Below are 11,510 nucleotides of genomic sequence, written 5' to 3' on the forward strand. Positions count from 1 at the left end.
CCTCGATCGCTGCGCGCCCCAACATCGCCCCCCGAGCCTCGAGGACCCCCAGCTGTGACGTACACCGGATCCATTCCCGCCATCACCCCCGACGGCGCCGTGAACCACGCCCACCCGGGCGACAGGCTCAGCTCACGGCAGCGGCTGGTCTACATCCTCGTGCTCGGCGCGCTCACGGCACTCGGGCCGTTCACGATCGACCTCTACCTGCCTGCCTTCCCCGTGCTGCAGGACGAGTTCAACGTCTCGCCCGCGATCATCCAGCTCACCCTCACCGGCACCATGATCGGCTTCGGCCTCGGCCAGCTCATCGTCGGACCGTGGAGCGACAATGTGGGCCGCCGCCTTCCGCTTCTCGCCGCCACCAGCGTGCACCTCGTCGCCTGCATCGGCGCCGCGCTCTCGCCCGACATCTACTGGCTCGGTGCCTTCCGGCTGCTGATGGGCTTCGGCGCGGCTGCCGGCGGCGTCGTTGCCATGGCGATGGTGCGCGACCTCTTCGGCGGGCGCCCCCTCGTCAAGATGCTCTCGCGCCTCGCCCTCGTGAGCGGTCTCGCCCCGGTGCTCGCTCCGGTCATCGGCTCGCAGCTGCTGCTGTTCATGGACTGGCGCGGCATCTTCTGGGTGCTGGCCCTCTACGGTGCCGTGGTCATCATCTGCGTCGCGCTGCTGATCGTCGAGACCCTCCCGAGGGGAGAGCGTCACGTCGAGGGTCACAACACCGTCGACCAGCGGTACAAGGCCCTCTTCAGCGACCGCACCTTCGTGGGCGTCGCCGTCATCGGCGGCATGACCTTCACCGGCCTGTTCGCCTACCTGTCGAGCTCCTCGTTCCTGTTCCAGGGCGTCTACGGGTTCGACGCCCAGCAGTACGGCCTGCTCTTCGCCGTGAACTCGATCGGCGTCGTGCTCGGAGTGCAGACCAGCTCCCTCCTCATGCGGCGCGGCGTCGGACCGCAGTGGATCATCGCGTGCACGACGATCTCCCTGCTGATCATGGCGATCGCGATCATGGTGCTCGACACCGCCGGGGCAGGCCTCTGGGGCACAGTGCTCCCGCTGTTCCTGTTCATCACCTCGTGCGGTTTCACGTTCCCCTGCATCCAGGTGCTCGCCCTCGCCAACCACGGCAAGGAGGCCGGGACGGCGGCCTCGGTGCTCGGAGCCCTGAACTTCGGCCTCGCCGGCGTGCTCTCCCCGATCGTGGGAGTGCTCGGCGTCTCGAGCGCTCTGCCGATGGGTGCTGTCATGGCGGCGACAGCGGTGATCTCGATCACCCTGCTGTGGTTCGTCGTCAAGCCCCGCACGGTTCCTGCGCTCACGCACTAGCTCCCGATAGCGTTGGCGGATGGAGCCGCACCCCACTGAGCCCGATCCCGTGCCGACGGATGCCGAACCCCGACGTCGCGCGTCGTGGTTCGGACGGCACATCCCGTTGGTGTCAGGTGCGACCCTGCTCGTCATGGCGGTGCTGCTCGGCCTCCTGATCGTCGTGCGCGAGGGTCCGCTGCTCCTCCACCTCGATGAGGAGTGGGCCGAGGAGATGACCGAGATCCGCGGGCCGCTCGGCGACGCCCTCGCCCTGTTCTTCAACCACGTCGGCGGCACCCTCATCGGCGTGCTCATCATCCCGCTGGGCATAGTCATCACGCTGCTGGTGGTGCGTCGCCCCTGGGCCGCCCTGTACTTCGCCATAGCCTCGGCCGCCAGCGCGATCGCCGTGCAGTTGCTCAAGCAGCTCTTCGGTCGCGCACGCCCCGAGGACATGCTCGTCGCCTCCGACTACGGTTCATTCCCGTCGGGGCATGTGGCGAACGCTGCGACGATGGCCGTGGCGCTCGGCGTCATCTTCCCCGTCGTCTGGGTGTGGGCCGCTGGTGCGGCCTGGACCGTCATGATGGCCATCAGCCGCACCTACCTGGGCGTGCACTGGCTCACCGACACCGTCGGCGGCTTCCTGGTGGGGGCCGGGATGGCGCTCGTGGTGTGGGCGCCGTTCGCCGAGAGGCTCGAGCGCGAGCGGCTGGCCTGGCGCGAACCGCGCTCCGACCGCTGATCGCGCTGCGCGGATCCCGCACTACAACGTTGTAGAGTGTGCTGCATCCGGGCGATCCGGCGTGAATGGGGGATGCCATGGCAGCCACGCTGCACGATGTCGCCCGCATAGCGAGGGTCTCGATCAAGACGGTCTCCAACGTCATCAACGACTACCCGCACGTCAAGCCCGACACCCGTGCCCGCGTGCAACAGGCCATCGAGGAGCTCGGCTACCAGCCCAACCTCTCGGCTAGGAGCCTGCGCTCCGGCCTGACCGGGGCCATCACCCTCGCCCTGCCCGAACTGAGCCTCAGCTATTTCGCCGAGCTCGCGGATGCCGTCATCAGGGCCGCGGAACGAGCCGGCAAGGTCGTGCTGATCGAGCAGACCAACGGCGATCGCGCCCGCGAACTCGAGGTGCTCACCAGCCCGCGGCTCAAGATGACCGACGGCCTGATCTTCTCCCCGCTCGGCATGGGCATGGACGACGTCGCCCGCCTCGAGGTGCCCTACCCTCTCGTGCTGCTGGGCGAGCGCATCTTCGACGGGCCGGCCGATCACGTCACCATGCGCAACGTCGAGGCGGCGCGGGCGGCGACCGAGTTCCTGATCGAGCGCGGCCGCAGGCGCATCGTGGTGATCGGCGCCCACGAGGACGAGGTCATCGGTTCTGCGGGCCTGCGCCTGGCCGGCTACCGCGAGGCTCTCGAGGCGGCCGGGCTCGAGTTCGACCCCGCCCTCATCGGCTACACCACGCTCTGGCACCGTTCCAACGGTGCGACCTCGATGCGCGCTCTGCTCGCCACCGGGGTGGAGTTCGACGCCGTGTTCGGCCTCAACGACACCCTGGCCCTCGGCGCCATGCGCGCCATCCAAGAGGCTGGGCTCCGGGTTCCCGACGACGTCGCCGTCATCGGCTTCGACGACCTCGACGAGGCGCAGTACTCGCTGCCGAGCCTCACCACGGTCGACCCCGGTCGCGACGAGATCGCCGAGACGGCCGTGGCCACCCTGTTGCAGCGCATCGGCGACCGCGACGGCGTCATCGGCGATGCACGCCAGATCCTGGCGCGCTACGAGATCGTCGAACGCGAGTCCACGCCCCCACTCTGAGGGTCGACGGCGTGATGCATCCGTGACTCACGGAAGCTTGACAGGAGCGATGCTCTCGTTGCACCATGTCTTTTACAACGTTTACTTACAACGTTGTAAAACGTTCGATCTCATCGCGGAGTGCTGGTGTCCGAGAGGTCGGGCCCCTCCCATCGCACTGCTGACACTGGTGTCCAACACCGCGAGAGAAAGAGCACAGCACAATGAAGAGCAAGCTCCTTGCAGCGATCGGCCTCGTGGCCGTCACCGCTGCGGCGCTGACCGGATGCAGCCCGGCCGCCGAATCCGCCAAGGCGGACTGCACCAACAAGATCGTCAACAAGGACGCCACCCAGGTGAGCGTCTGGGCCTGGTACCCCGCGTTCGAAGACGTCGTCGACCTGTTCAACAAGAACCACGACGACGTGCAGATCTGCTGGACCAACGCGGGCCAGGGCAACGACGAGTACACCAAGTTCTCGACGGCCATCGAAGCCGGCTCCGGTGCGCCCGACGTCATCATGCTCGAGTCCGAGGTGCTCTCGAGCTTCTCCATCCGCAAGGCGCTCGTCGACCTCACCGCCTTCGGTGCGAACGACGTCAAGGCCGACTACACCGACGGAGCATGGAAGGACGTCTCGAGCGGCAAGGCCGTCTACGCGATCCCGGTCGACGGCGGCCCCATGGGCATGCTCTACCGCAAGGACATCCTCGACAAGTACAAGATCCCGGTTCCCACCACCTGGGACGAGTTCGCCGCTGCGGCGCAGGCCCTGAAGGACGCCGGCGCTCCCGGCGTGCTCGCCGACTTCCCGACCAACGGCCGCGCCTACAACCAGGCGCTCTACGCCCAGGCCGGATCGGTGCCCTTCGCCTACGACAACGCCAAGCCCACCGAGATCGGCATCGACGTCAACGACGCCGGTTCGAAGAAGGTGCTCTCCTACTGGGACGACCTGGTGAAGAAGAACCTCGTCGCCACCGACGACGCCTTCACCGCCGACTACAACACCAAGCTCGTCGACGGCAGCTATGCCATCTACGTCGCTGCGGCCTGGGGCCCCGGCTACCTCAGCGGGCTCTCGGATGCAGACTCCGACGCCGTCTGGCAGGCTGCACCGGTTCCGCAGTGGGATGCCGCGAACCCCGTGCAGATCAACTGGGGCGGATCGACCTTCGCCGTGACGAGCCAGTCGAAGAACCAGGAGGCCGCGGCCACCGTCGCCAAGGAGGTCTTCGGCACCGAGGAGGCGTGGAAGATCGGCATCGAGAAGGCCGCCCTGTTCCCGCTGTGGAAGCCCATCCTCGACTCGGACTACTTCCGCGATCTCGAGTACCCGTTCTTCGGCGGACAGCAGATCAACAAGGACGTCTTCCTGGCTGCGGCATCCGGATACAAGGGCTTCACGTTCAGCCCGTTCCAGAACTACGCCTACGACCAGCTGACCGAGGAGCAGTACGCCATGGTGCAGGGTGAGAAGAGCTCGGACCAGGCTCTCGACGACCTGCAGGCCTCGCTCGAGAAGTACGCGACAGACCAGGGCTTCGTGCTCCAGTAGTCGCGCGGCGGGTGGCCGATTCGCGTCGGCCACCCGCTCCTGCACCGCACCATCTCAGCTTTCACCGACGAAAGAGCACGTCATGACAACCTCACCGGCCATCGCGGCACCGGGCACCACCCGGGTAGCTGCGAATCGCCCGCCACGGCGGGGAGCGAGCCTCGACCGCAAGCGCCAACGATGGGGCTGGCTGTTCGTCACGCCGTTCCTCGTGGTGTTCGCGCTGTTCCTGATCTTCCCGTTGTTCTACGCCTTCGGCATGAGCCTGTTCACCTCGACCCTCGCCACGGGAACGCAGTTCACCGGTGCCGGGAACTACGTCAAGGCCTTCACCGACCCGCTCTTCCTCGAGGGTCTCCTGCGGGTGCTCGGCTTCGCCGTCATCATGATCCCGACGCAGCTCATCGTGGCCCTGGCCGCCGCGCTCGTGCTCGACTCGCTCACCAGTTGGCTGTCGAAGCTGAGCCGCTTGTTCATCTTCGCGCCGTACGCCATCCCCGTGGTCATCGGCGCCCTCATGTGGAGCTTCCTCTACAGCCCGCGCTTCGGACCCGGGTCGTCGATCTTCGGCCTGTTCGGGCTCGACACCCCCAACTTCCTCGCGTCGGACACCATCTTCGGCGCCCTGGTCAACATCGTCACCTGGCAGTGGTCCGGCTACTACATGGTCGTCATCTACGCGGCCCTGCGCTCGATCGACCCGGCCGTCTACGAGGCCGCCCGCATCGACGGGGCCAACGGATGGCAGACGGCCACCCGCATCAAGGTCCCGATGATCTCGTCCTCGATGGTCATGGTCATCACCTTCGCGCTCATCGGCACCCTGCAGTTCTTCACCGAGCCGGTGGTGCTGCGCAACATCGCGCAGGGCGCCATCGACGCGGCCTACACGCCCAATATGTACGCGTTCTCGCTCGCCTTCTCCTACAGCCAGTTCAACTACGCCTCGGCGATAGCGTTCTCGCTCGGCATCCTGGTGTTCGGCGGGTCGTTCGTGTTCCTCTTCCTCACACGCAAGCAGAGCGGACTGAAGTGATGACCGTCTTCTCCCAGCGCCAGGCCGACCTGAGCGAACCGCTCACGACAGGCATCTCCACCCACGAGGTGCGCGGCCCGCGTCAGCGCGGCAAGCGCGCCGGCGGCCGTCGCATCGGATCGCACGTCTTCCTCGTGATCCTCGCGATCTACTTCATCATCCCGATCTGGTGGCTGTTCGTCGCCGCCACGAAGAGCAACTCCGGACTGTTCTCGAGCCCGGCGTTCTGGTTCGACGACACCTTCGCCCTGTTCCAGAACATCGCCGGCCTGTTCACCCACCAGGGCGGCATCTACTGGCGCTGGCTCGGCAACTCGTTCCTGTACGCCTTCTCCGGCGGCATCGGCGCGACCATCCTGTCGATCCTCGCGGGCTACGGCTTCGCCAAGTACCGCTTCAGGGGGCGCAGCGCGATCTTCACGATCATCCTGGGCTCGGTGATGGTTCCCCTCACGGCCCTCGTCATCCCGACGTTCATGCTGCTCAGCCAGTACGGCCTCATCAACACAGCATGGGCGGTCATCCTGCCGTCGCTGCTCAGCCCGTTCGGCGTCTACCTGATGCGGGTCTACACGCAGGATGCGGTTCCCGACGAGATGCTCGAGGCCGCCCGCATCGACGGCGCCGGGGAGATCCGCACCTTCTTCACCGTGGCGCTGCCGCTGCTGAAGCCGGCGATAGTCACGGTCCTCCTGCTCTCGGTGGTCGGCACCTGGAACAACTTCTTCCTGCCGCTCGCCGTGCTCACCGACCCCAACCTGCTGCCGGTCACGGTCGGACTCAACCGCTGGACGGCGCTCTCCAACGCCGGTGCCGGTGGCGAGCAGGTGTGGAACCTCATCACCTCGGGTGCGTTCATCTCGGTGCTGCCGCTCATCCTCTCCTTCCTGTTCCTGCAGCGCTACTGGCAGGGCGGCCTGTCGCTCGGCAGCATCAAGTAGCGCATCCGTCAGCCGAACCCGACCCTCGATCTCGTCTCGACCTCGACCCAGAAAGACCGCCATGCCCACAGCACGCCTCACCATCGACCCGCACTTCGCGATCGGGCCCATCAACCGCCGCCTCTTCGGCTCCTTCGTGGAGCACCTCGGACGATGCGTCTACGACGGCCTCTACGAGCCCGGCCACCCGAGCGCCGATGCCGAGGGCTTCCGCCAGGACGTCATCGACCTGGTCAAGGAGCTCGGCGTCTCGGCCATCCGCTACCCCGGCGGCAACTTCGTCTCCGGCTTCCGCTGGGAGGACTCGGTCGGTCCGAAGGAGGACCGCCCGCGCCGCCTCGACCTGGCCTGGCACTCCACCGAGACCAACGAGGTGGGCCTGCACGAGTTCGCGTCCTGGCTCGACAAGGTGGGCAGCGAGCTGATGCTGGCCGTCAACCTCGGCACCCGCGGCACGCTCGAGGCCCTCGACCTGCTCGAGTACTCCAACATCGCCGGCGGCACGGCACTCTCCGACCAGCGCATCGCCAACGGAGCCACCGACGCGTTCGGCGTGAAGATGTGGTGCCTCGGCAACGAGATGGACGGCCCGTGGCAGCTCGGCCACCGCTCGGCAGACGACTACGGCAAGATCGCCTCGCAGACGGCGAAGGCGCTGCGCCAGGTCGACCCGTCGCTCGAGCTGGTGGTGTGCGGATCGTCGAGCGCTCACATGCCGACCTTCGGCGAGTGGGAGCGGGTCGTGCTCACGCACACCTACGACGACGTCGACTACATCTCCTGCCACGCGTACTACGAGGAGAAGAACGGCGACCTCGACTCCTTCCTGGCATCGGCCGTCGACATGGACCACTTCATCGAGTCCGTCGTCGCCACGGCCGACCATGTGAAGGCCGTCAACGGCAGCTCGAAGACCATCGACATCTCCTTCGACGAGTGGAACGTCTGGTACATCGACCGCTACCACGGCGTCGACAAGATCGAGGGCGTCGACAACTGGCCCGTCGCACCGCGCCTGCTGGAAGACGCCTATTCCGTGGCGGATGCCGTGGTCTTCGGCAACCTCATGATCTCGCTGCTGAAGCACGCCGACCGCGTGACCAGCGCCTCCCTCGCCCAGCTCGTCAACGTGATCGCGCCGATCATGACCGAGCCCGGCGGCATCGCGTGGAAGCAGACCACCTACTTCCCGTTCGCCATCACCTCGCGTCTCGCGCAGGGCCGGGCGCTCGAGCTCAAGCTCGACGCCCCCACCTACTCGACCGAGGTCTACGGCGAGGTCCCCCTCGTCGACGCCGTCGCGACCCACGACGACGAGACCGGCCGCTCGGCCGTGTTCCTCGTCAACCGCTCGCAGACCGAGGCCATCACCGTCACGATCGACATCGCCGGCCTCGGCGCGGTCGACATCCTCGAGACGCACACCCTCGCCGACGACGACCTGACCGCCGTCAACACTCTTCAGGACCCTGAGCGGGTGGGCGTGCACGCCAACGACAGCGCGACGATCGACGGCCGCGAGCTCACCATCACGCTGCCGCCGGTGTCGTGGACCGCGATCTCGCTCGGCTGATCGAGGCGTGCGAATGACTCCCCGCATGCCGCACTGATCGTCCATGACGGTGCGCCATGCGGGGTTCTCTCCTGCCGACGGCGCACGGGGGCGCGGCGGCCGCCGCGGCCTCCGCGGCCTCCGCGGCTCGCTGCGCTCGGTCGCGGCGCTCGCCGCCGTGGCGCTGGCGGCAGGCATCGGGCTCGCCGGCTGTGCGGCATCCGGAGCCCGCGAACTCTCGGGCGACCTGGCCACGCACGATCCGGCGCTCGCCCACGACGGCGACACCTGGTACGTGTACTCCACAGGGAATCAGTCCGAGGCCGACGGCAACATCCAGGTGCGCACCTCGTCGGAGGGCGCCACCTGGCGCTATGCCGGCGAGGTGTGGGACGAGAAGCCCGACTGGCTGACGGATGCCGTCCCCGGGGTCTCGAACCTGTGGGCGCCCGAGCTCATCGAGCACGACGGCACCTGGTACCTCTACTACTCGGCCTCGACGTTCGGGAAGAACGACTCGGTCATCGGTCTCGCCACCAATACGACCCTCGACCCCGACGACCCCGACTACGACTGGGTCGACCGTGGTGCCGTCGTCACCTCGAGCACACGCGACGACTTCAATGCGATCGATCCCGGAGTCGTCGAGGACTCCGACGGCACGCCGTGGATGGCGTTCGGATCGTTCTGGAGCGGCATCCGCATGGTCGAACTGTCGTGGCCCGACGGCACGCGCGCCGACGACTCTGAGCCGCTGCGCCTCGCCGATCGGCAGAGTCCGCCGAACGCGATCGAGGCGCCGTACATCGTGGCGCACGACGGCGACTACTTCCTCTTCGTGTCGCGCGACTCCTGCTGCCAGGGCGTGAAGAGCACCTACAACGTCGCGGTCGGGCGGGCCGACGAGCCCGCGGGCCCGTACGTCGATCGCGACGGCACGCCGCTGCTGCAGAACGGCGGTACCCCGGTGATCGCCACCGACGGAGAGCGCATCGGGCCCGGCGGCCAGTCCGTGGCGGACGGCATGATGGCGCTGCACTTCTACGACGGCGACGCCGGTGGCGCCTTCGAGTTGGCGCTGCTGCCGTTGCAGTGGGATGCCGACGGCTGGCCGGTGGTGCGCTGGTGAGCCTCGCCCCCGGCACACCCGTGCGGCGCGGCGACGGCGTTCAGGAGAGGATGGACCCATGACTCAGCTGGACGTCGGAACGAACTGGGCTGGCAACCTCGCCTATCGAGCCCGCCAGGTGATGGCGCCGCACACCTACGGTGAGCTCGCCGGACTGCTGCGCTCCGAGACCCACGTGCGCATGATCGGCACGCGGCACTCGTTCAACGGCATCGCCGACACGACCGGGGTGCTCGTCTCGCTCGCCGCCCTGCATCCGGTGCTCGAGATCGACTCGACGGCGCGCACTGTGCGGGTGTCGGGAAGCCTGCGCTACGGCGACCTCGCGATCGCGCTCGAGAAGGAGGGGTGGGCGCTTGCGAACCTGGCGTCGCTGCCGCACATCTCCGTGGCCGGGTCGGTGGCCACGGGCACGCACGGGTCTGGCGACGGCGTGAGGTCCCTGGCAGCATCCGTCGTCGGCGTCGAGCTGATGACGGCGAGCGGAGACGTGCGCAGCTACGCGCGCGGGGACGCCGACTTCGACGGGGTCGTCGTCGGACTCGGGGCCCTCGGCGCCGTCACGACGCTCACCCTCGAGATCGAGCCGAGCTACTCCGTCGCCCAGACCGTGTACGAGAAGCTCGAGTGGGACGACGTTCTCGCCGACCTCGGCGCCGTCACGGGCCAGGGCTACAGCACCAGCCTGTTCACGACCTGGCGCGATCCCGATGTCATCGACCAGCTCTGGGTCAAGCGTCGTGTGGTATCGGGGGCGGATGCGGCAGCTCCCGCGGCGCCGACCCTGGCGTTGACGGTGGCCGCCGGCCCGCGGCATCCGCTGCCCGGAGTCTCGCCGGAGAACTGCACCGAGCAGCTCGGCGTGCCCGGCGCCTGGCTCGACAGGCTGCCCCACTTCAAGCTCGGCTTCACGCCGTCGAACGGCGCCGAGCTGCAGTCGGAGTACCTGGTGCCGCGCAGGCACGCAGCGCTGGCCCTCGAGGCGGTGCGGCTCCTGGCCCCGCGGATAGCTCCGCTGCTGCAGGTCTGCGAGGTGCGCACAGTGGCCGCCGACGAGCTCTGGCTGAGCCCGGCGTTCGAGACCGACGTGGTCGGCATCCACTTCACCTGGCTCCCCGACCAGGCCGGAGTCGAGGCGTTCCTGCCGCAGCTCGAGGAGGCGTTGGCGCCGTTCGCGGCCCGACCGCACTGGGGCAAGCTGTTCACCATGCCCGGCCGCGACGTCGCTGCGCTCTACCCGCGCTTCTCCGATTTCGCCGTGCTGCGCCACCGTCTCGACCCGCGTGGGGTGTTCCGCAACGACTTCACCGAGGCGCTCGGGCTGTAGTCGCCGGTCCGCTCGCTGAGGCCCGGACGGAGTCCGTGGCCGACGCGGTGCGAGCGCTACCGCTGGCCCTCACGGTAGCGTCGAGCCATGAGAATCCTTCTGGTCGGTGCCGGCGGAGTCGGCGGCGCGATCACCAAGATCGCTGCCCGGCGTTCGTTCTATGAGTTGATCGTGGTCAGCGATTACGACTTGGGTCGGGCTGAGAGTGCTGTGGCGTGGATCGCCGGCAGGCACGGTGCTGATGTGGCGGCCCGGTTCACGGCGGCGCGGATCGACGCGTCGGACCCGGAGTCTGTCGCGGCGGTGGCTCGGGAGTTCGCGGTGACGCATGTGATGAACGCGGTGGAGCCGAAGTTCGTGCAGGCGATCTTCGCCGGGGCGTTGGCTGCCGGGGCTGATTACCTCGACATGGCGATGAGCCTGTCCGAGCCGCACCCCACCGACCCGCACACCCTCACCGGGGTGATGCTGGGCGATGACCAGTTCGCGCAGGCCGGCGACTGGGAGGCATCGGGTCGGCTCGCCCTGGTGGGCATGGGCGTCGAACCGGGCCTGTCGGACGTGTTCGCCCGGTACGCCTCCGATCACCTGTTCCGTGAGATCGAAGAGCTCGGCACCCGCGACGGCGCCAACCTGGTGGTGCGTGACGCTGACGGAAACGAGATCTTCGCCCCGTCGTTCTCGATCTGGACCACCATCGAGGAGTGCCTGAACCCGCCGGTGATCTGGGAGAAGGATGCCGGCTGGTTCACCACGGCCCCGTTCTCCGAGCCGGAGGTGTTCGACTTCCCGGGCGGTATCGGCCCGGTCGAGTGCGTCAACGTGGAGCACGAGGAG

The 11,510-nt window shown here is 67.9% G+C and carries 10 protein-coding genes; all 10 read left to right on the top strand.

The window, feature by feature from the left end:
* The first annotated feature begins 54 nt into the window (after positions 1-54).
* Positions 55-1,329 (top strand): multidrug effflux MFS transporter, encoded by a 1,275-nt coding sequence (locus ASF30_RS18990; protein ID WP_235480393.1) that lies wholly within the window; start codon positions 55-57, stop codon positions 1,327-1,329.
* 19 nt (positions 1,330-1,348) lie between these two features.
* On the top strand, positions 1,349-2,056 hold the full coding sequence (locus ASF30_RS18995) for a phosphatase PAP2 family protein (protein WP_082468077.1): 708 nt from the start codon (positions 1,349-1,351) through the stop codon (positions 2,054-2,056).
* 77 nt (positions 2,057-2,133) lie between these two features.
* Positions 2,134-3,150, top strand: coding sequence for a LacI family DNA-binding transcriptional regulator (locus ASF30_RS19000; protein WP_055910332.1), 1,017 nt, complete (start codon positions 2,134-2,136; stop codon positions 3,148-3,150).
* A gap of 203 nt (positions 3,151-3,353) precedes the next feature.
* Complete coding sequence (locus ASF30_RS19005) at positions 3,354-4,688, top strand: ABC transporter substrate-binding protein (RefSeq protein WP_055910335.1); 1,335 nt, start codon at positions 3,354-3,356, stop codon at positions 4,686-4,688.
* 82 nt (positions 4,689-4,770) lie between these two features.
* Positions 4,771-5,724, top strand: a complete 954-nt coding sequence (locus ASF30_RS19010) for a carbohydrate ABC transporter permease (protein ID WP_055910337.1) — start codon at positions 4,771-4,773, stop codon at positions 5,722-5,724.
* Positions 5,724-6,665, top strand: coding sequence for a carbohydrate ABC transporter permease (locus ASF30_RS19015; RefSeq protein WP_082468079.1), 942 nt, complete (start codon positions 5,724-5,726; stop codon positions 6,663-6,665). Before ASF30_RS19010 ends, ASF30_RS19015 begins: the two co-directional genes overlap by 1 nt.
* 61 nt (positions 6,666-6,726) lie before the next feature.
* Positions 6,727-8,238, top strand: coding sequence for an arabinosylfuranosidase ArfA (gene arfA, locus ASF30_RS19020; RefSeq protein ID WP_055910340.1), 1,512 nt, complete (start codon positions 6,727-6,729; stop codon positions 8,236-8,238).
* A 43-nt stretch (positions 8,239-8,281) separates the two neighbouring features.
* The gene (locus ASF30_RS19025; protein WP_157497505.1) at positions 8,282-9,346 is read left to right on the top strand and encodes an arabinan endo-1,5-alpha-L-arabinosidase; all 1,065 of its coding nucleotides are present in this window, start codon (positions 8,282-8,284) and stop codon (positions 9,344-9,346) included.
* Between the two features lie 58 nt (positions 9,347-9,404).
* Positions 9,405-10,673 (top strand): D-arabinono-1,4-lactone oxidase, encoded by a 1,269-nt coding sequence (locus ASF30_RS19030; RefSeq protein ID WP_055910343.1) that lies wholly within the window; start codon positions 9,405-9,407, stop codon positions 10,671-10,673.
* A gap of 87 nt (positions 10,674-10,760) precedes the next feature.
* A partial coding sequence (locus ASF30_RS19035) for a saccharopine dehydrogenase family protein (protein WP_200918481.1) occupies positions 10,761-11,510 on the top strand: 750 nt, incomplete at its 3' end.

The organism is Leifsonia sp. Leaf264 (assembly GCF_001422325.1).
Lineage (GTDB): Bacteria > Actinomycetota > Actinomycetes > Actinomycetales > Microbacteriaceae > Orlajensenia.

Coding starts and splice junctions, on each gene's coding strand:
- ASF30_RS19000 (WP_055910332.1), top strand. CDS start 2,134: ATGGCAGCCACGCTGCACGATGTCGCCCGCATAGCGAGGGTCTCGATC.
- ASF30_RS18995 (WP_082468077.1), top strand. CDS start 1,349: ATGGAGCCGCACCCCACTGAGCCCGATCCCGTGCCGACGGATGCCGAA.
- ASF30_RS19005 (WP_055910335.1), top strand. CDS start 3,354: ATGAAGAGCAAGCTCCTTGCAGCGATCGGCCTCGTGGCCGTCACCGCT.
- ASF30_RS19025 (WP_157497505.1), top strand. CDS start 8,282: ATGACGGTGCGCCATGCGGGGTTCTCTCCTGCCGACGGCGCACGGGGG.
- ASF30_RS19015 (WP_082468079.1), top strand. CDS start 5,724: ATGACCGTCTTCTCCCAGCGCCAGGCCGACCTGAGCGAACCGCTCACG.
- ASF30_RS19010 (WP_055910337.1), top strand. CDS start 4,771: ATGACAACCTCACCGGCCATCGCGGCACCGGGCACCACCCGGGTAGCT.
- arfA (WP_055910340.1), top strand. CDS start 6,727: ATGCCCACAGCACGCCTCACCATCGACCCGCACTTCGCGATCGGGCCC.
- ASF30_RS19030 (WP_055910343.1), top strand. CDS start 9,405: ATGACTCAGCTGGACGTCGGAACGAACTGGGCTGGCAACCTCGCCTAT.